Annotated in this window: 15 protein-coding genes; 8 read left to right on the forward strand and 7 right to left on the reverse strand. The window is 43.7% G+C overall.

Features of this window, described 5'->3' with window-relative positions; all coding sequences use genetic code 11:
* Positions 1 to 32: 32 nt before the first annotated feature.
* From hutG to hutU, 4 genes are all read right to left on the reverse strand, one after another.
* The gene (gene hutG, locus TY87_RS06435; RefSeq protein WP_100186452.1) at positions 33 to 848 is read right to left on the reverse strand and encodes an N-formylglutamate deformylase; all 816 of its coding nucleotides are present in this window, start codon (positions 846 to 848) and stop codon (positions 33 to 35) included.
* Positions 849 to 861: 13 nt separating this feature from the next.
* Positions 862 to 2,082: an imidazolonepropionase gene (gene hutI, locus TY87_RS06440; protein ID WP_100186453.1), complete on the reverse strand. Its 1,221-nt coding sequence runs from the start codon at positions 2,080 to 2,082 to the stop codon at positions 862 to 864.
* 78 nt (positions 2,083 to 2,160) lie between these two features.
* Entirely contained in the window at positions 2,161 to 3,696 is a 1,536-nt protein-coding gene (gene hutH, locus TY87_RS06445) for a histidine ammonia-lyase (protein WP_100186454.1), read from the reverse strand.
* 155 nt (positions 3,697 to 3,851) lie between these two features.
* Positions 3,852 to 5,540 (reverse strand): urocanate hydratase, encoded by a 1,689-nt coding sequence (gene hutU / locus TY87_RS06450; RefSeq protein ID WP_100186455.1) that lies wholly within the window; start codon positions 5,538 to 5,540, stop codon positions 3,852 to 3,854.
* 302 nt (positions 5,541 to 5,842) lie between these two features.
* Here hutU and TY87_RS06455 point away from each other — a divergent pair, with 302 nt between their 5' ends.
* Entirely contained in the window at positions 5,843 to 7,243 is a 1,401-nt protein-coding gene (locus TY87_RS06455) for a formimidoylglutamate deiminase (protein WP_100186456.1), read from the forward strand.
* Entirely contained in the window at positions 7,233 to 7,847 is a 615-nt protein-coding gene (locus tag TY87_RS06460; RefSeq protein ID WP_100186457.1) for a HutD/Ves family protein, read from the forward strand. The genes TY87_RS06455 and TY87_RS06460 overlap by 11 nt, the downstream gene beginning before the upstream one ends.
* Here the strand turns inward: TY87_RS06460 and hutC are convergent.
* Positions 7,844 to 8,599: a histidine utilization transcriptional repressor HutC gene (gene hutC / locus TY87_RS06465; RefSeq protein WP_232617082.1), complete on the reverse strand. Its 756-nt coding sequence runs from the start codon at positions 8,597 to 8,599 to the stop codon at positions 7,844 to 7,846. The genes TY87_RS06460 and hutC overlap by 4 nt on opposite strands.
* A 98-nt stretch (positions 8,600 to 8,697) precedes the next feature.
* Positions 8,698 to 9,372 (reverse strand): cytochrome b/b6 domain-containing protein, encoded by a 675-nt coding sequence (locus TY87_RS06470; protein WP_100186458.1) that lies wholly within the window; start codon positions 9,370 to 9,372, stop codon positions 8,698 to 8,700.
* 188 nt (positions 9,373 to 9,560) lie between these two features.
* Between TY87_RS06470 and TY87_RS06475 the strand changes: the two genes are divergently transcribed.
* From TY87_RS06475 to TY87_RS06505, 6 genes are all read left to right on the forward strand, one after another.
* On the forward strand, positions 9,561 to 10,592 hold the full coding sequence (locus TY87_RS06475) for an SRPBCC family protein (RefSeq protein WP_100186459.1): 1,032 nt from the start codon (positions 9,561 to 9,563) through the stop codon (positions 10,590 to 10,592).
* A 394-nt stretch (positions 10,593 to 10,986) separates the two neighbouring features.
* The gene (gene pepQ, locus TY87_RS06485) at positions 10,987 to 12,276 is read left to right on the forward strand and encodes a Xaa-Pro dipeptidase (RefSeq protein ID WP_232617083.1); all 1,290 of its coding nucleotides are present in this window, start codon (positions 10,987 to 10,989) and stop codon (positions 12,274 to 12,276) included.
* A 302-nt stretch (positions 12,277 to 12,578) separates the two neighbouring features.
* Positions 12,579 to 13,571 carry a tripartite tricarboxylate transporter substrate binding protein gene (locus tag TY87_RS06490; protein WP_072840138.1) on the forward strand — a complete coding sequence of 331 codons (993 nt, stop codon included), beginning with the start codon at positions 12,579 to 12,581 and terminating at the stop codon, positions 13,569 to 13,571.
* 83 nt (positions 13,572 to 13,654) lie between these two features.
* The gene (locus tag TY87_RS06495) at positions 13,655 to 14,170 is read left to right on the forward strand and encodes a tripartite tricarboxylate transporter TctB family protein (RefSeq protein ID WP_072840139.1); all 516 of its coding nucleotides are present in this window, start codon (positions 13,655 to 13,657) and stop codon (positions 14,168 to 14,170) included.
* 7 nt (positions 14,171 to 14,177) lie between these two features.
* Positions 14,178 to 15,677 carry a tripartite tricarboxylate transporter permease gene (locus TY87_RS06500; RefSeq protein ID WP_072840140.1) on the forward strand — a complete coding sequence of 500 codons (1,500 nt, stop codon included), beginning with the start codon at positions 14,178 to 14,180 and terminating at the stop codon, positions 15,675 to 15,677.
* 403 nt (positions 15,678 to 16,080) lie between these two features.
* Positions 16,081 to 18,222 (forward strand): methyl-accepting chemotaxis protein, encoded by a 2,142-nt coding sequence (locus TY87_RS06505; protein ID WP_100186462.1) that lies wholly within the window; start codon positions 16,081 to 16,083, stop codon positions 18,220 to 18,222.
* Positions 18,223 to 18,348: 126 nt separating this feature from the next.
* Here the strand turns inward: TY87_RS06505 and TY87_RS06510 are convergent, their stop codons facing one another.
* Positions 18,349 to 20,202, reverse strand: coding sequence for a bifunctional sugar phosphate isomerase/epimerase/4-hydroxyphenylpyruvate dioxygenase family protein (locus TY87_RS06510; RefSeq protein ID WP_072840142.1), 1,854 nt, complete (start codon positions 20,200 to 20,202; stop codon positions 18,349 to 18,351).
* Between the last annotated feature and the right edge of the window lie 212 nt (positions 20,203 to 20,414).

The following is a 20,414-nucleotide window of genomic DNA, read 5'->3' on the forward strand; positions in this document are numbered from 1 at the left end:
CCAATCACTATATTTTATACCTCGCAGGCAGACTACAACCTAATCGCCATTAAAGCCTCAATCACGTCTTTAAGTTGTTGTGTAATCACTGGCTGTTTCTTTTCATCCAATTGATATTCAGACTGTTTTGCCAATTCATCATTTAAGTACGTTGCTTGGGAAAGTTCGAGCTGGATAGCGTGAATACCATCGCTTGGTTGGCCGAAATGGCGAGTGATGTAGCCGCCTTTAAAACGTCCATTGAGTACTTGCGTGTAGTGTGGTCGCAGTATTTGCGTGACGGCGTTGGCGATTTTCTCGTCACAAGCTTTACCTTCGTTGGTGCCCCAGTTAAAGTCTGGCAGCGTGCCTTCAAATAGCATAGGCACTTCGGCCGCTATACTGTGAGCATCGAATAAGATCACGTAGCCGAATTTGGCTTTCAATCGAGCCAACTCTTTCTCAATCATATCGTGATAAGGTTTCCAGATGTGATCTTTGCAAAAAGCTTTATGTTCGTCCGTTGGCGCTTTGCCATCGACAAAAACCGGACTATCTTCGAATAAAATATCAGGAAACAAGCCTGTGGTTTTCGTCGTATAAAGTGGTTTGTCGTCATAAGGACGATTTAGGTCGATGACGTAACGAGAGTAATTTGCCTTGATAAAACCCACATCCAATGGTTCTAAAAACTCATAAAGCTCAGGAATAAACCAATCGGTATCAGGCAATTTTTTAGCTTGATCTGTCAAACCAGCTTGCACCTCAGCAGTCAAGTTCAAGCCTGAGTGAGGCATACTGACCAATATAGGCGAGTCTCCTTGTACAAAATCAAATGCTGGTACAATTAGCGTCTTGTGCGTTGTCATCTTATCTTGCCCCTTATTCTTTCTCGCCTTGGTACACACGAGCTTTTAATAAATCGCCACCTAACCAATAACTTAGCTCTCCAGGACTTTCTACATCCCAACAAACAAAGTCCGCGACTTTACCAACTTCTAAGCTACCATGAGTATCAGACATTCCCAATGCTTTTGCAGCATGAATGGTCGCGCCAGCAAGCGCTTCTTCTGGCGTAAGTGCAAACAAGGTACACGCCATGTTCATCATGAGTCGAAGCGATAAAGCAGGAGAGGTTCCGGGGTTGGCATCCGTGGCAATCGCCATCGGCACACCATATTGACGCAACAAAGCAATCGGTGGACGCTGAGTTTCTTTTAGAGTAAAAAACGCTCCCGGTAATAACACAGAAACCGTGCCGGACTCTGCCATAGCTTTCACATCGGCTTCTTCAATAAATTCAATATGATCCGCCGACAACGCCTTGAACGACGATGCCATACGAGTACCGCCTAATGAAGACAATTGCTCCGCATGGATTTTCACCGACAAACCTAACGACTCAGCGGATTTAAAATAACGCGCCACTTGCTCTGTACTGAAGGCAATGCCTTCGCAAAAAGCATCCACCGCATCAGCCACGCCAAGCTCAGCGACTTTTGGTAGAACCGTTTCACAGAGATAATCAATATAAGCGTCTTTATCGTCAAACTCTGGCGGCATGGCGTGTGCAGCCAAACAAGTACGTTTCACCGTCACGGGAAATAGCTTTCCTAGTTGCGTCGCTACGCTCAGCATTTTCAGCTCTGAATCGAGCGACAAACCATAGCCTGATTTGATCTCAACCGTGGTTACACCATCGGCCATCAAGCTTTTTAGACGACGGGAAGCACTGGCTATTAACTCTGCTTCACTGGCGTCACGCGTTGCCTTCACAGACGACGCAATGCCTCCGCCCTGCTTGGCGATCTCTTGATAACTCACACCATTTAAGCGCTGTTCGAATTCGCCCGCGCGATTACCGCCAAACACAAGATGCGTGTGGCAATCGATCAAGCCAGGTGTAATCCAACCGCCATCCAGATCATGTTCGCTTTGAGTCTCATAGTCTGGCAGATCTTGCGCTTCGCCAATCCAAACGATACGGCCGCAGACGACGCCTATCGCTGCGTTTTCAATCACGCTATACAGGCCATTTTTCATGGTAGCGATATTAGCACCACGCCATAAGCTGTCTAACTTCATTGGGGTATCGTTTGTCATAGCTGTCCTTTTAAATATTTACTTTTCGCTTTGCTTATAAGCTTGGCTATTTATACGCTAGGTTACTTATAAACTAGGCTATTTAACACTAGGTAATAGCCCTTCAGGCATCGTTTCGTTATGTACCGCTTCCAATAGTAATTCATTGGCTTTTTCAATGTCTGGCGCGAAGTAACGGTCTTTATCGTAGAAAGGCACGCGAGCACGTAACGTTGCACGAGCATTCTCTAGGCGTTTGCTGGATTTCAAAGGCGCACGGAAGTCTAAACCTTGTACCGCAGACAAAATCTCAACAGCCAAAATACCGCGAGTATTTTCCGCCATATCTTTCAAGCGACGTGCCGCAAAAGTTGCCATAGAGACGTGATCTTCTTGGTTAGCCGACGTTGGTAAGCTATCTACAGACGCAGGATGCGCATAGCTTTTATTCTCACTCGCAAGGGCTGCAGCCGTTACTTGAGCAATCATAAAACCAGAGTTCACACCGCCGTTATCCACCAAGAATGGTGGTAATTTACTTAGATTGCTGTCGATCAACAACGCCATACGGCGTTCTGATAAACTACCAATTTCGGCAATCGCCAAGGCAAGGTTATCTGCCGCCATAGCAACAGGTTCTGCGTGGAAGTTACCACCAGAGATAATGTCGCCTTCAGCGGCAAAGACTAATGGGTTATCCGATACTGAGTTGGCTTCTACACACAAGACTTTCGACGTGCTGCGGATTTGCTCAAGGCACGCACCCATAACCTGTGGCTGGCAGCGCAATGAATACGGGTCTTGGACCTTCTCACAATTTTGATGAGAGTCACCCAGTTCGCTGGTTTCGCCTAATAGATGACGATACGCAGCGGCTGCATCGATTTGTGTTTGATGACCACGGACTTCATGAATACGCGCATCAAATGGACTACGGCTACCTAACGCAGCTTCTACAGACAAAGAACCACAAACAATAGCAGAGGCGAATAAATCTTCCGCTTCAAACAAACCTTCCAAGGCAAATGCGGTAGACGCTTGCGTGCCGTTTAGCAGCGCCAAACCTTCTTTTGGAGCCAAGGTAATAGGCTCTAATCCAGCGATAGACAACGCCGCTTGACCGGAAATCACTTCGCCACGGTAACGGGCTTTGCCTTCACCTAATAACACGGTGCTCATGTGAGCCAATGGCGCTAAATCGCCCGATGCGCCAACCGAGCCTTTTTTCGGAATACATGGATACACTTCTTTGTTAATCAAAGTCAGCAGTGCTTGAATCACTTCCAAACGAATACCAGAGAAACCACGCGCTAGGCTGTTTACCTTCAACGCCATGATCAGTTTGACGGTTTTGTCTTCCATCAAAGCACCGATACCTGCAGCGTGAGATAGTACGATACTGCGTTGCAACTCATCCAAATCTTCTGGGGCAATACGCGTATTCGCCAACAAACCAAAGCCTGTGTTAATACCGTACACCGTACGATTTTCCGCTATTACATCGTTAACCACTTGCGTGCTAGCATGAATCGCTGGGAAAGCGCTTTCGTCTAACGTCAATTTAACGTGACGACGGCTAATTTGACGCAATTCGTTTAGAGTCAATTGACCTGGTTTTATGGTTAATTCAAACATAGTGCTCTCCAATCTTGATGTCATATTCTGCCATCAAATAATTTTTATAATATTGTTTTACGCCCTTATGAGGCTTCTTCTATAAACAGTACGCGACACTTAAAACAAATAATATTTAAGTGTCGCGTCGTATATTAAGATCTTGTAACTGTCTATTACTTTCCGGTAATCATAGGCAGATTTAATCCCTGCTCTTTCGCACAATCGATAGCAATCTCATAACCCGCATCTGCATGACGCATCACGCCTGTCGCTGGATCATTATGAAGAACTCTAGCAATACGCGCTGCCGCATCATCACTGCCGTCACACACAATCACCATGCCAGAATGCTGAGAGAAGCCCATGCCTACGCCACCGCCGTGGTGCAAAGATACCCAAGTTGCACCTGATGCAGTGTTCAATAAGGCATTCAATAGAGGCCAATCCGATACCGCATCAGAGCCATCTTTCATACCTTCGGTTTCACGGTTCGGGCTCGATACAGAACCAGAGTCCAAATGATCACGACCAATAACAATTGGCGCAGACAATTCACCGCTACGAACCATTTCATTGAAGGCTAAGCCAAGTTTGGCACGTTGACCAAGACCGACCCAACAAATACGCGCTGGCAAACCTTGGAACTGAATACGCTCACGCGCCATGTCTAACCAACGATGCAAATGCTCATCATCCGCGATCAATTCTTTTACTTTGGCATCCGTTTTATAGATATCTTCTGGATCACCAGACAAGGCAGCCCAACGGAAAGGACCGATACCGCGACAGAACAAAGGACGAATATAAGCAGGTACAAAGCCTGGGAAATCAAAGGCGTTTTCCACGCCTTCTTCCATCGCCATTTGACGAATGTTGTTACCGTAATCAAACGTCGGCACACCCATTTTTTGGAAATCCAACATAGCTTGAACGTGTTTCGCCATGGATTTTTTCGCAGCGGTTACGATTTCTTTTGGCTGAGTTTGTGCTTTTTCTCGGTACTCTTCCCAGCTCATGCCTAATGGCAAGTAGCCGTTTAATGGATCATGAGCCGATGTTTGGTCTGTCACCATATCTGGGCGAATACCACGTTTTACCATTTCAGGTAGAATTTCTGCAGCATTACCGCAAAGCGCGATAGAAACCGCTTTGCCTTCTGCGGTGTATTTCTTAATGCGAGCCATGGCATCGTCTAGGTCAGTCGCTTGCTCATCCACATAACGAGTACGTAGACGGAAATCGATGCGGCTTTGCTGACATTCGATATTCAACGAACACGCGCCAGCCAAGGTTGCTGCTAGAGGTTGTGCGCCACCCATGCCACCAAGCCCCGCCGTTAATACCCAACGACCTGCCAAGTTACCATCGTAATGCTGACGACCCGCTTCAACGAAAGTTTCATAAGTGCCTTGCACAATGCCTTGGCTACCAATGTAGATCCAAGAACCCGCTGTCATTTGGCCGTACATCGCCAAGCCTTTGGCATCTAGCTCGTTAAAGTGTTCCCAGTTGGCCCAATGTGGCACTAAGTTTGAGTTGGCAATAAGTACACGCGGTGCGTTGCTGTGGGTTTTGAATACACCCACTGGCTTGCCAGATTGCACCAATAAAGTTTCGTCTTCTTCTAGTTCTTTTAGGGATTCAACGATCTTGTCATAACATTCCCAATCACGCGCCGCACGCCCAATACCACCGTAAACCACCAATTCTTCTGGGTTTTCTGCCACATCCGGATCTAGGTTGTTCATTAGCATACGCATTGGCGCTTCAGTAAACCAAGATTTTGCGGTAAGAGTCGTTCCGGTTGCCGCTTTGACGACACCTGCGCGGTAACGTTTTTGAGCGAGTGTTTGCTTAGTCATTTTTTCACCTATCAAAGAATGTCTTTTTATTCTGATTAAAAGGAAGATTTAACGAACATGTATATACAATCAATCTAAAGATAAAATCTAATTTTTCTGGATGCAAGCCATTTTTTAAAATTAATCGCCTTTTCATCTTTAAAAATAGAGAAAAAACCATCAACACAACAAAAAAAACCTTAATAAACAGTCACTAAATAAACGAGTAAATAGATAACTAATAAACCCATTAAAAACACACTTGTATATACATTATATTTTCTATTACACTCAGAGCATCAATATTTATTAGGGAATGACTTGTGACGGGCCATAACTCAACTCATTGCGATAGCACTCAATACTATTTTTCTGAACGAGCTTTGCTCTCTTCTGGCTGGTCGAATAATGTGCTTTTCTCAGTAAAAGACGGACAATTTCATTCTTTTAAAGCAGACAGCACACCGATAACAGACTGCCATGTATTATCTGGCCCAGTCTTGCCAACGCTTGCCAACGTTCATTCTCATGCCTTTCAGCGAGTGATGGCTGGTGCAGCAGAAATCAGCTTAAATCCGAATGATAGCTTTTGGAGTTGGCGAGATTTGATGTACAAGATCGTGCAAAAACTTACGCCAGACGATGCTCGTATTATTGCCAAACAACTTTATATCGACATGCTAAAAGCCGGTTATACACAAGTCGGAGAATTCCACTATCTGCACCACGATATTGGCGGAAAGCATTATGGCCAGTTTGGTGAGATGTCGAATCAAATCATCGCTGCAGCGGACGACTCTGGAATGGGCTTAACTTTGCTACCAGTGCTGTATTCGCACTCTGGTTTTGGAGGGCAAGCACCTAACGCCGGACAAGCGCGTTTTATCAATTCCACAGATTCTTATTTGGCATTACATCAAGCCTGCGATAAAGCGTTAGCGAATCATGCTCGCCATAGGCTAGGGATTTGCTTTCACTCATTACGCGCGGTGACCAAACCGCAAATAGACACCGTCTTACAATCTCTTGCTAAAGATTGTCCGGTTCACATTCATATCGCGGAGCAACAAAAAGAAGTTCAAGACAGCCTAGCCTTCAGCGGACAACGTCCAGTGGAATGGCTACATAATGAAATAGGTTTGAATGAGCGCTGGTGCTTAGTTCACGCCACTCATCTAACCGATGCAGAACGCCAAGCCATTGCGAAGAGCAAAGCCGTTGCGGGATTATGCCCAACTACCGAAGCAAATCTAGGCGACGGCATTTTCCCTGCGGTGGAATTCGAGAAAGAAAATGGCCGTTGGGGAATTGGCTCCGACAGCCATGTTAGCTTGTCGATTGTTGAAGAGCTAAGAACACTGGAATATGGACAACGTTTGCGCGATCAACAGCGCAACCGTTTATACCGTGCTGACCAAACCAGCGTCGGCGACAACCTATACCAACAAGCCTTATTGGGTGGTAATCAAGCTTGCGACGTGTCATTGGGATTAAGCCAAGGTAACCGAGCTGACTTTATGGTGCTCGACGAGTCTCACCCTTTTATCGCCGCAAGCGAATCAAAGAGCTTACTCAACCGTTGGTTATTTGCCACCAATGAAAATCTCGTTAAAGACGTTTTTGTCGCTGGCAAACACACAATAAAAGACTTCCACCACCAGCAAGAAGAAAGCAGCCGTCAGGCTTTTATTCAAGTGATTAAAAAGGTGATGTATGACGTTTAATACTTCGTTGCCATACCAGATCATTGCGCAAAGTGATTACCAACGCATGCCTTGGAAAAACGGCCTTGGCGAAACCCTAGAGATTCAACGCCATGAAGATGAAAGCGGCCTGCGTTTTCGTATCAGCCAAGCATCTGTGGTTGAAGACGGCGTATTTTCAGACTTCAGCGGATTGCATCGCACCTTAGTCTTGTTGTCTGGCGAAGGAATGACACTCGAACATGCAGTCAAAAACAACAGCCACACAAACAAGTTAAGTAATGCATTGGATATAGCGCGCTTTTCAGGTGGAGATACAACTTATGCCACACTGAAAAGTGGCAAGATTGAAGACCTTAACATCATGGTGCGAGAAACCGACACTCATGCCAATGTTCAAGCCTTCACAGCACCTTGCTCGCTCTTATTTTCAAATAATAGCACCTTGTTTTCAAATGACGACTTCTTGTTCTGTGGTTTTTATGTTTGCGAGGATGGAATGCTAGAAATTGAGAATACTGTCTTGACGATAAGTGCACACAGCATGGTGATTTTCTCGCAAAACGCCAATGCAAAATTAACTAAAGGCAGTGGCGTTTTTATTAACATTACTGAGTTAGATTAACGACCAAAATGCCCAAAAAGTTGGAAACGAGAACCAGGATGCAATAAACGCGCAGCGGTGACGATGTCATCGCCCGCCCAAGTACGGCGTTTTATTTGCAAACACGGCTCTGATGCTTGAATTTGTAAGCGTTCACATTCGACTGCATTAGGTAAAATAGCTTCCACCAAATGCTCGCCTTCTGTCATCGGTGCAGCACTCATTAAATATTCGTAAGACGTATGCTTTGCAAAATCCTGTTTATCGTATTCTGGTGCTAACGTCGCATTCACAACACGTTCTTCAATTTGAATTGGTAAATCATTTTCGAAATGCAAAACCACCGAACGGAAAATCCCATGATTGGTACGAACACCTAACGTCATCGCTTCTTCCATTGTCGCTTTGGCAGATTCCAAGACTAATAATTCAGAGCGATGTTTATGACCGCGAGCAGCCACCTCTTCTGCGATGTTATGAACATCAAACAGTGCTGAATGAGCCTTTTTCTCGGCAACAAAAGTGCCTAATCCTTGGTGACGAACAAGAAAACCTTCAGCAGTTAATTCGCGCAGTGCGCGGTTGACCGTCATACGGCTCACACCCAAAGCTTTCACGACTTCAGATTCCGAAGGTATACGCTGATTTGTCTGCCATTCTCCTGATGAAATTTTCAACGAAATCGCCTGCTTTAACTTGGCATATATCGGCAAAGGGGCATCCGGTAAATCATCGAATAAATTCGCTAAATTGGGAGCAGTTACGTCAGACACTAAGGATTCCATATGTTCGTGAATTTAAGAAATAATTATATCGTGACTCGATAAGAACAAACAATCAACTTGTCTATACATCTAAAAAACAAGTCTTTTTAGATAGGCGCCAGCCATAGTGCTGCCAACCAGGAAAGCCCCATCAACAAAGAAAATATCACGCCCCAGCGGGGCGTCTTCACTTCAACAGAAGCGACTTCAACCGATGTAATTGTATGATGTTTTTTACGTCCGAGAATCATGGCTTCAATAAGACGCTCTTTAAGACACAACTCATGATAAAACACAGCCAGCACATGCATGGCAACTAAACCAAGTAATACGTTAGGTAAGAAATGATGAATCGACGCCAACTGACTAGCCAAATCTTCTGAAATAAGAGAATAAAAAGGCCCAAACCAAAACACCTCATCACTAGTAAATAAGCCTGTTCCCCACTGTACTGAAAGCGCGAGCAATAAAACTACCACCATTAATGCACCAACAGGGTTATGACCCAAGTACTTTTTTGGACGACCAGACAACAGCGACATAGCAAAGCGAAAAGCGACCTTTGGCCCCTTAACAAACTGACTAAAACGCGCGTAATAAGAACCATAGAAACCATAAAGCACACGAGCAATAACCACCGCAGACAAACCATAGCCCATGTAAAAATGGTACTGTATATAATCGCCTTCTGATTTACCCGTAATAATCAAACCAGTAAATAAAAGCACAATCAGCCAGTGGCTAATTCGCACAGGCCAATCCCACACCAGTGTTGATTTCATCTTAACTATCCTCTCGTGCTCTCTTTAAAGTGTTCTTTCATAGAAGCCTATGTAGGCTGCTCAAAAAACGCTCGCTTGCAAAATAGTTACATTAAACACTATGCTGTGAAAAGCAAGATTCTGATTGCCTATTTTCAGCACTTAGCCGATAAACGCTTCTTTGAATCTATTATAAGGATGAGATATGTATGCTTGTCACGTTATTCCTGATCATGCTTTTCAGCGCTGTATTATTAGCGTATCTATTTTTATTTAGAGGTCGTTTCTTTAGTCGACAAAATGCAGTTATTGATGCGCCGATTGATGCAATTACTGAAGATCTAAGTGACCTTACTAATTGGCAAGTCTGGCTACCTTGGCTCATTTATGAACCTAAGTCCTATGTAGACTTTGAATACTTAAACTCAGGCATTCATTCTGTCTTTCCTTCCTGCTTAGTTTGGCAAGGAAAGCTGATTAAAGATGGGCATATTACTTTAAAACCAGCACGCTCCGGCGCTCATTATTTTCATACGTTATTAGAAGCGCCAGCATTTTACCCAAACGACGTACACTTCAACATTGACCTTACTAAACAGAAAGAACGCACTTTAATCACCATTCAAATTACGGGGAAATTGCCTTTTCTTACCCGTTGGAAACAAAAAAATTACAGCATTCGCTCGGATAAAGACGCCGAACTCGCACTACTAAAACTATTGGCTTATCTAAACAAATACAGCAAAGCATCTAGCCATGAATACAACGCGCCAACCTTTGAATGGCTTAACAAGACCAAGCTAGACAATGTTGATGCGGTAACTCGACCTTTCGTGGTGAGCAACCAACCTATGTCGCAAAAAATGGATCAAGGCTTTCACGATTTGATTACCGAGCTTGGTCCTGAAAATCCACCTGCTGGCCCAAGTTTCGCTCTATATAAAAAAGCCGACATCGCCCATCATTATTTTTCTGGTCGATTAGGTATTCCCGTACAAAACCTTGTGCCTTGTGAACTCTGCCCTGAACGTATTGTCTTACAAGGTAACTATTTGCATTTACGCTATGTAGGCTGCTACCAAAACTTATCTTTGGCTTGGCATGTGCTTTACAGCTTTATGAGACTACACAACTTAAAACCCCATCGGCGACACTATGGTGTGGAAGTTTTTGAAGCCGGGCCAATGCAAAAAAATAGCTCAAAAGACTTCATCACCTCAGTATATTTGCCTATCAAATAATGGGCTTAGCTGTTTTCATGTGAAAATCTTTTTTCAAGCAGCGTCTTTATAAGGAAATACAAACGTGACATAAGGAAATACAAACGTGACAAAACTTTACCCATTAATCGACAGCCTGATACGCATCATTATAACCATCGCGTTTTTCTATATTTTTAAACATTTCTTTAATGTGGAAAATGATTTGTTATTGGCCTTTATTTCTGTATTTTGTGGATTCTTAACTTTTCGTTGCTTGATGTTTGGCTTCAATAAAATTACAGCCAAAAAATAGTGAGAGCCCCCTTAAAATTTAGCGTATCCTAATAATTTATCCCCCTGAATACACAATGCAGATTTAATGGATACAAGTCTGCATTCTAGCTAACACTTGCAGAGAAATATGAGTCCTTCTATGACGACACTGTATCAAGAACATCTTGCCGTTCTCATCAATCGATATGAAAATGCCATGGCGCATTTTGGCCTAGATGCCATTGTTTTAGCCTCAGGGGAAAAAAGTTATTACTTTCAGGATGATCATACCCATCCTTTTCATGCCTATTCTGGCGCGCAACAATGGTTACCTTTTACCTTAGGTGCAGAAACTTATGTTGTGCTGAAAACAGGCGAAAAACCGACGTTAGTTTGGCCTGTTCGTGACGATTTCTGGCATGCTCCAAATCCTGTTCCTAGCGGCGATTGGCAACAAAACTGGAACATTGTTACGGCGAAAAAAACAGACAAATGGTTCGCTGATTTACCCAATAAAACCGCTTGGCTTGGCCCACAAGCAATGTCATTCGCTGTCGCTTGTGATGGTTTAAAAGCCTATGTCGATTTTGCAAAAGCGGTGAAAACCGACTTCGAAATACAAGCCATGCGCCAAGCAAGTATGCGCGGTGCTGCTGGTCATCTCGCGGCGAAAGAAGCGTTTCTTGCAAGAATGAGCGAACTGGAAATCCATCTCGCCTTTTTAAAAGCCAGCCAACAAAGTGCTTTCCAAGAACCTTATCCGGGCATTGTCGGTTTAGACGAGCATGCAGCTGTTTTGCATTATGAACATAAATCTATAGAACAAGTCGCCAACTCTCGTACGCTCCTGATTGATGCTGGTGCCAACGAACATGGCTATGCCAGTGACATTACCCGTACTTTTACCCGTCACGATGATGACTTTAACGCCTTGATCAATGACCTTGATGTAATGGAACAAAAGCTTTGCCGTAGCGCCATATCTGGTGTTGCCTTCCGCGATTTGCACCAAAACACGCTAGCAGGTATTGCGGCATTACTGCTTGAACATAAGATTTGTGCTTTAAGCGTTGAAGAGCAACTAGCAAAACGCATTCCACAAGTTTTCTTTCCTCACGGCTTGGGTCATTTGCTTGGCTTGCAGGTTCACGATGTGGGTGGCCATCAAATTGATCAAGCGGGCACCTTAAGCATGCCAGACGAGCACGCTCCTTTTTTACGCCTCACAAGAACATTAGAACAGAATATGGTGATCACCATTGAACCCGGCTTGTATTTCATTCCAATGCTGATCGACAAGATGCAGGCAGAAGTATCAAATCACGGTTGCGATATGGCGCGCATTAAATACTTCATGCCCTATGGTGGCATTCGTATTGAAGACAATGTGGTGGTGAAAACTGACCAGACTGAAAACCTTACTCGCATCGCTTTTTCAACCGCGCTATAAAAACATCGCTTACCTTTACCTATTAATATCAATAAGTTGATATTAATAGGTTCTTTCACTCTTTCTGTTTCGTCTCTTAGATAAATAGTAAATTACATATTTTAACCAAGCTATCTATAACTAAAAGGCAATAAAATGAGTAACATATGGAATCGATACAGCCTTTATCAACAATCATCGATCAGCTAAGGTTATAGCGGTTGCGAAATACTAGCTCAAGGATTGATCAAGTATCTATCGCTAATAATAAAAACACTAACAAAGCCAAAACCATCAAAAGATGGACGCTACAGAGGCCCCTAATGAAAAAAACAACAATAGCGTTACTAGCAGCACTATCCTTATCTTCATCTCTAACTTTCGCCGATTATCCAACTAAAGATATACAAGGCATTATCCAATGGGGAGCGGGCGGCTCAACCGATACGGTTATGCGTTCTATTGCCCCTCACGTTGAAAAAGAGCTTGGCGGAGACATTATCCTAACCAACAAAACTGGCGGTGTTGGTGCTATTGCAACTAAGTATGTTAATGCGAAAGCTGCCGACGGTTACACGCTTTTAATGGGGGCTGAAAATCCTCAGATGTACAAAATTTTAGGGCTTTCTGATATTGATTACAGCGATATGATCGCGATCAATGTGCTAGCTCGTGGTACGCCAATTATTGTGGCTAACAACGACGCACCATTTAACACGATGCAAGAACTGATTGAGTATACAAAAGCCCATCCAGGCGAAGTGAAATTTGGTTCTACAGGCCCTGGCGGGTTAACTTCTATTGTTACAGCCATGCTGGATTCTCAAGTCAAACTAGACTACACCAGCATTCCGTATAATGGTGATGGCCCAGCATTGACGGCTCTTCAAGGCGGTGCTATTGATGTAATGCCAGCCGTACTAGGTGCTACTATCGAACAAATCAAAGCTGGCCGCATGAAAGCCATTAGTATTGTTGATGTTGAAGCCAATAAACTTCTGCCTAACCTTGCACCTATCACTGATGCACTACCAGGCATGAAGTCTTACCTACCATGGGGACCTTTCTTTGGCGTGTTCGTGAAAAAAGGCACACCTGATGAAGCGGTAGAAAAATTGCAGGCAGCCTTCCAAAAAGCCGCTTTCAACAAAGACTTTGTTGATCTAATGCAAAAGCGCGGTTTCACCATCATGAATATTTCAGGTGAAGAAGCCGATTACTTCCTAGAAGCATACCGTTCAACATCTTCTTGGTTAGTGCATGATGCAGGCTTTAGTAAGTTTTCACCAGAAGAGTTTGGTATCCGTAAACCATAAGGTTATCGTTCCATTTTGATCCCTAGACGCGACTTAACTGACAATAAGTCGCGTCTCCTCTTTTTGCTTTATCTGGAGTTACCATGTCCAGTCAATCTCCTATGATCAAAACCCGTAAACCTGGTGAACGCATATTCTGTTTTCTATTGGTTTTAGGAAGTGTTTATCTATTTTGGCAAGCTTATAATATTTCAGGATTCAGCTCGTTAAGCTCTCCTGGCGCGTTTCCACTTGCCGCTTCTGCTGCCATGATATTGGCATCTTGTGTGACTTTTTTGAACACGTTGAAAGTACCTGCAGCAAAGGATGTTCGTTTCGTTTATCACTGTTTCCCGCCAGTTATTGCAACCATTATGGCATTGATTTTGATCTACTCAGTGGTGCTGGAAAGCTTAGGATTCATTCTTACTAGTTTTGCTTTCCTATTCATTTCCATCCAATTTTTATATCGACGCAGTCCGCTCATAACACTCGCTATTACGCTGTTCGCACTGATTGTTGTATACATCATTTTCCGCCTCGTTTTTCAAGTCGTGCTTCCCGAAGGCATCGTACCTGAGCGCGAAATCCTATCCTCAATAAAGTCTTTGTGGAGATAGTCACCTTATGGATGCTTTTAATTATTTCGCCATGTCTTGGTTGTCCCCAGAATTACTAGGCTTAACAGCACTAGGAACTTTCTTGGGTATTTACGTCGGCGCTATTCCCGGTTTATCGGTCACTATGGCCGTTTCTATCTTGATCTCATTTACCTTCTCATGGGATGTAAATTACGCACTGTGTCTTATGGTTGGTGTCTACATGGGTGGGGTATATGGAGGCTCTCGTACCGCTATATTGCTTAATATCCCAGGTGCTCCTTCTGCTATTGCTACGGCTCTAGATGGTTATCCTTTGGCGAAAAAAGGTTTAGCTGGGGAAGCCATTGGTTTATCTACAATTATGTCCGTGGTCGGTGGCTTTGTCGGCATTATCGTCTTGGCTATTGCCGCACCAACGGTGAGTGAATTTGCTATTACCTTTCAACCGCGCGATTACATGATGTTGGGCGTGCTTGGCATTATGCTAGTAGGCTCTTTGTCTGGCAGCAGTTTGGCTCGAGGCATTTTTGCTGGCGCTCTTGGACTATTGATCGGTACCGTTGGACTAGACCCAATGACAGCCGAAGAGCGCTTTACGTTTGGCGTTGTCGAGCTTTGGGATGGTATTAACCCTGTTGCGGTAATGATTGGTATGTTTGGTATTTCTGAAGCCTTGCACCAGTTACACCACATGAACAAGGCCGTAGTGAAGCAGAAGATATCTCGCATCATTCCAAAATGGTCAGACATTAAAAAGTACATGCCGCTGAGCTTACAAACGTCTTTCATTGGCGTCATTGTAGGAGCGTTACCCGGAACCGGTGGTGATATTGCCGCGCTGATGGCTTACGACCATGCTAAACGCGTAACTAAGAATCCAAAAGTTCCATTTGGTGAAGGTGCTAAAGAAGGCTTGATCGCACCAGAATCGGCGAATAACGCTGCTGTCGGTGGTGCTTATATTCCAATGTTAACCTTGGGTATCCCTGGGGACGCAGTAACAGCAGTGTTTATCGGCGCCTTATTTATTCATGGTTTAAACCCAGGTCCTTTGTTGCTTATCGAACAGCCTCATATGTTCTGGTTTACCGTCGGTAACCTCACACTAGCGAACATTTTCGTACTGATCTTTGGCTTAACTGGCATTAGACTTTTCTCGAAAATTGTCGAATGCCCTAAAGGCATTTTGATTCCGTTAATTTTCCTTTTGTCTATTGTTGGTGCTTATGCGATTAACAATGCCATTACGGATATTTGGTGGATGCTCGCCTTTGGTGTATTTGGCTACTTTATGCGTCTATACGGTTTTCCCGTTGGCCCAGTAATCTTAGGTGTTATTTTGAGTTCCTTGACTGACGAAAACTGGCGTCGTGCTATTCTGTCTGAACGTGGCAGTGTTGGGGACTTATTTATTAACCTATTCCACAGCCCACTTTCAACAGTGCTATTTAGTGTGATTGTTTTAATTCTATTTACGCAATCTCCTATTTGGACAAAATGGCTGAAGCGGAAACTTTTCCGTTAATTCATTTAATTGTTGCTTAGCAAACACTGACTACCAATTTTATAGATGAGGTAGTCAGTGTTTTTTACTTTATCACCACCAAAAAGATTCATTCTCTATTCCTACTCAAAACTTAACTTAAAACTAAAAACGTCAAAAAATTACCTTTTATCGCCAAAAAGAACCAACAGAGAGCAATAAAAAAACAAATACACCAATTTGGTGCAACTTTAAAAATCCGCCATTAAATAAAACACTGTTTTACTCTTCATATTCAGTCGAATGATAAGGTATTTTTATAAGTTAGCAGTGCATCAAACTAAAGTTTTATATTGAAAAAACAATGGCAAAAAAATTGCTTTTTATAAGCTCCCCCTAAGCGCATGCAACGAAGTAGTGCTTAACGCAACGGAGCAATATAGATATGAGTTTGAAAAGCAATCAGATGTTACTTTCAGCAAAAGAACGTCGTTGGTTACCTTGGTTTGGCAATACCGGACGACTCTCTCTCTTTTGGTCATGCTACTTAAATAAAGACACTTACCCCAATATTGAAAAAACCTTTGAAAGCATCGCCAACACAAGGGTAAAACTACTCAATACTTGGGTGAATAATCAATGGTCACAATTAGAAGTTTTATTAGAAATAATAACTAGCTCATTCCCTCATATTGAACAAGAAGCGCTAGAAGAACGTCTAAGTATAGTGCCTGACGTGTCTGAATACTTCGTGATTGATACGCAAGGCAAAGTGCTCAATTCCACCACAAAAGACCGTGTCAATAAGACAGACTTACAAGCTAAAGCAGTAGAAGCTGGCTTAAATCATCAGTTCCTCCATGGACCATACGTGGACCAAAACACGCTAAGCATCGGCGCTTCCAGCTCAAAATTCCATGATGCAGTGACCCTGATGTTTTACCTGCCAATTAAACAAAACGGCATCAGCGTTGGTGCTATTTGCGCTCGCGTTCCCAATGATGTAGTTGGCGATCTAATCCAGCGCGAAGCGGGACACATTTATAAAGAATCCGGCGACAACTATTTGTTCATGGTGAAGTCTGAGTTCGACAAATCCCTATTACCCGGAACAGCACTTTCCCGCTCACGTTTTGAAGATAACACCTTCAGCCATGGCGAAAACCTAAAAAGCGGAATAACCACAAACTGGGGAACAGTTAAAGTTCAACAACACACAGAGTTTGAAATCCGCTTTACTGACCCAGCAACAAAAGAATTACATCCCGGTGTAAGAGAAACCATCAAGAACGGCCAGAATCTTTTTGTGACTTACCCCGGTTATTCTGACTACCGACATATTCCTGTTATCGGCAAAGGCGTTACCTTTCAGTTAAAAGGCAGCCCAGACACTTGGGGGATGATGTGTGAAGGCGATTTGGAAGAAGTCTATCGTCGTCGCTCTATCAATCTAAAATTAATGAAAAGCTACCTATTGGCTTCCAGCGTGCCTCTTATCGTCAGCACTTCATTACAGGCTTACACCAACTTATCCATTGTCTTGACCAGCTTGGCGGCTTTCGCCAGCTTAACCGTCGCAGGGCTGCTATTTAATAGACTCAGCACCAAAAAAATAAGCAGCAGCATGAGCCAAATGACGGAAGTAATTCAAACCATCGCAGAGGGTGAAGGCAACCTTAAGCAGCGCCTTGACGACGATCTTGCCAACGACGAAACCGGCGATATGGGACGCTGGATGAATAGTTTTATAGATAATCTTGATACCACTATGGGACAAGTTATCTCTGCCAGCACCAACGTCAAAAAGTCTAATGACTTTATGGTTCGCACTAATGAAGAAGCAAGCCAAGCCTCGCACTATCTCGAATCTACGGTTGAAAGCATGCTGACAGTGTTTCAGCAACAAATAGACGAAGTGCAAAACGCATCGAAAACCGCGGATGATTTGAAGCAAGCGATGAATCAAGTGGCAGCAGAAACACAATCTCGCTTGCTAGACGCCAAAACAGGCACACAAGAAATACGCGATGTAGTGCGAGCCACAGCTGAATCGGTAAAGTCACTAGATCAAAAAACCAATGAAGTTGCCGGTATCATTACCACCATTTCGGACATCACCAACCAAACTAATTTATTGGCATTAAACGCCGCTATTGAGGCCGCAAGAGCGGGCGAACATGGACGTGGATTTTCCGTCGTGGCCGATGAAGTACGCAGTCTAGCGTCCAAAACAGCCGCCGCTGCAGAAGAAATACAAGCCATGCTAGAAGGTATTCAGGAAGAAACACGCAGTGCGGTGAGTTTTATGGAAAAAGGCGCAGAAAATGTCGATAAAAATCTCATGGCAAACGAACAAACCAACACTGGCGACAGTGCTTTATACGCCTTAGTCGACACCATGTTTGAGGCTATTTTATTGCTCAACGAAAGCAACAAAGAAAATGCGAAAACCGCACATGAAATGGGTGCAGCGACAGAACAAATGCAACGCTCGATTGCTGCACTACAAAGACGTTCGTCCCGCGTTGGATTGTCTGCCTTGAAGCTCAACTCGCTGGTTGGTCGGTTCCAAGTAACCGCCAAATAACAAAAAGACACAGCTGTATTTCCATTTTTTAAAGCAAAAAAAACCGGAGGAAGTTTCCTTCCTCCGGCGTAATTTCCTCACAAATGAATACGCCTAAAATAAATCATTCCCCGCAATGACAATGATTTATTTTTTCTCTTGGCGCGCCTGTGAGGCAAGACGGACAAATGCATTCGCTTCGCCATAACGGCTGTAATCACCAACTCGTTGTACAACTTCAAAAAAGACGCCATGTACTTCTTCTGTATAGAAATGGAAGAATTCACCTTCGTCATTTTGGTCATACATGATGTTGTGTGACTGTAATTTTTTAATCATCTCTGCAGGCAAACCAAAGCGCGCTTCAATATCACGATAATAGTTGTGTGGAATCGGTAACTGCTTCTCGCTATCAATGTTTTTTGCCGCAGCAAAAATATCATCACAAGCAAAAGCAATTTGATGCACACCAGAGCCTTTTGATTTCTGAATAAAACGCTGTGCCGACGCGCCACGTGCGTTGGTCATATTCAATGGAATACGTACGCGCTTGTCTTTGCTTAGCGCCGTACGACTCACGACCAATCCATGAATATCCGGCAAGTCTTGGCTGGCATCGATATCGAAACCAAACAACGATTTATAAAAGAAAGTCGCTGATAAAAAGTCGGTATTGGAAACCGTTTGGCCAATGTGATCAAATCGCGTTAAGCCAACACCAGACTCGCCTTGAATACCCTGAATTGGTTTGAAATCCACTTCGAAAAAACGTACTGCGGCGTCTGCTGAAACAAGGTACACCAAGCTATCGCCAATACCGCGAAGTGCTGGAATATTTAGTTCACCTGGACCGGCCTGATTATCAAAACGCTCAACTCGATAACGCTCAGCAAGAGACAAAGTAGCTTTGACGTTTTCAGAGGCAAACGCCATCGCACAAACCGATACTCCATGCTTTTGGAAATGCTCGTGGGCTTGGCTTTTCGGCTCGCGGTTGAGGATCAGGTTAATATTGCCCTGACGCATCAAGCTAACGTTTTTAGAGCGATGTTTATGTGTTTCATGGAAACCCAACTGAGCCAAAGTATTGGTCAGCGCTTCTCCGCTTTCGCCTTCAATCGCAAATTCAATAAATTCCACATCGCTAATTTGTGGAGCCACAATAGGGGCGGTTTTTTCTTCACGCTTACTCACTGTTTGGTCATCAAGCCAAATCAATGAACGCATGCCATCAATGGCTTTTTCTAGTGGTGAAGAAGAACGGAATTCGTCGTTGAAAATTTCATGGGACAAATAGTCATCAAACCCTTTGTCTTTCAAAACTTGTAAAAACTCGACCACTGGCATGTCGCCTTGGCCAGGGAAACAACGGAAATGTCGACTGTATTGCAACACGTCCATTTGTAGACTTGGCGCATCGGCCACTTGCACCAGCGCAATCTTGTTTAGCGGAATTTCATCACGCAGAACATCTAGCGTATTACCACGGGAAAACATGTGGAAGGTATCTAAAATAATACCCAAGTTCGGGTGATCAACACGTTTAACCAGATCCCATGCTTCATGATAATCGGCAATATGGTAACCCCAAGCTAGGGCTTCATAACCCAGCATGATGCCTTCTTTTTTGGCTATTTCAGCAAGAGCAAATAAATCCGCCGCGCAAACGTCACGATCCGCAGAAGAGTAAGGCTGCACATTACTGCAAAATAACAAACGATTCGTACCCAACTCATGAGCTACATCGATTTTGTGCTGCAACATCTTTGCCTTTTGCGAGCGCATTGGCTCAGGCATACCTTCCATATCACGGAATGGTTGCAAAGCAATAATTTCCAAGCCTAGATCTTGCGCCATACGACGCACATCTTTTGGCGTACCATCAAACTGAGTTAAGTCATTCTCGAAGATTTCCACGCCTTGGAAACCGGCTTTTGCCGCCGCTTCGAATTTTTCTCTCAGCGTGCCAGATATGGTAACGGTTGCGAGTGCTGTCTTCATTCTTACGCCCTGACTGTCTACATTTCATAACGAAAACGATATATGAGAAACAAACCTGATTTTTGCTTCTATATTTACTAATATTGATGCTAGCACAAGATTTTTATATTGAGAGTCATATTAAGAATGAAATAAAGCGCTAAAAATATATCGAAAAAGGAATACATAGCTCCTTTCCAAAAACGTGATATAGGAGTGTAATATAGAAAAAT

Origin of the sequence: Marinomonas sp. BSi20584, assembly GCF_002792415.1 — a bacterium.
Classification (GTDB): domain Bacteria; phylum Pseudomonadota; class Gammaproteobacteria; order Pseudomonadales; family Marinomonadaceae; genus Marinomonas; species Marinomonas polaris.

Excerpts from the sequence above, each read along its gene's own strand:
- hutG (WP_100186452.1), bottom strand. The coding sequence starts at position 848 with ATGACAACGCACAAGACGCTAATTGTACCAGCATTTGATTTTGTACAA.
- hutI (WP_100186453.1), bottom strand. The coding sequence starts at position 2,082 with ATGACAAACGATACCCCAATGAAGTTAGACAGCTTATGGCGTGGTGCT.
- hutH (WP_100186454.1), bottom strand. The coding sequence starts at position 3,696 with ATGTTTGAATTAACCATAAAACCAGGTCAATTGACTCTAAACGAATTG.
- hutU (WP_100186455.1), bottom strand. The coding sequence starts at position 5,540 with ATGACTAAGCAAACACTCGCTCAAAAACGTTACCGCGCAGGTGTCGTC.
- TY87_RS06460 (WP_100186457.1), top strand. The coding sequence starts at position 7,233 with ATGACGTTTAATACTTCGTTGCCATACCAGATCATTGCGCAAAGTGAT.
- TY87_RS06470 (WP_100186458.1), bottom strand. The coding sequence starts at position 9,372 with ATGAAATCAACACTGGTGTGGGATTGGCCTGTGCGAATTAGCCACTGG.
- TY87_RS06475 (WP_100186459.1), top strand. The coding sequence starts at position 9,561 with ATGCTTGTCACGTTATTCCTGATCATGCTTTTCAGCGCTGTATTATTA.
- pepQ (WP_232617083.1), top strand. The coding sequence starts at position 10,987 with ATGACGACACTGTATCAAGAACATCTTGCCGTTCTCATCAATCGATAT.
- TY87_RS06490 (WP_072840138.1), top strand. The coding sequence starts at position 12,579 with ATGAAAAAAACAACAATAGCGTTACTAGCAGCACTATCCTTATCTTCA.
- TY87_RS06495 (WP_072840139.1), top strand. The coding sequence starts at position 13,655 with ATGTCCAGTCAATCTCCTATGATCAAAACCCGTAAACCTGGTGAACGC.
- TY87_RS06500 (WP_072840140.1), top strand. The coding sequence starts at position 14,178 with ATGGATGCTTTTAATTATTTCGCCATGTCTTGGTTGTCCCCAGAATTA.
- TY87_RS06505 (WP_100186462.1), top strand. The coding sequence starts at position 16,081 with ATGAGTTTGAAAAGCAATCAGATGTTACTTTCAGCAAAAGAACGTCGT.
- TY87_RS06510 (WP_072840142.1), bottom strand. The coding sequence starts at position 20,202 with ATGAAGACAGCACTCGCAACCGTTACCATATCTGGCACGCTGAGAGAA.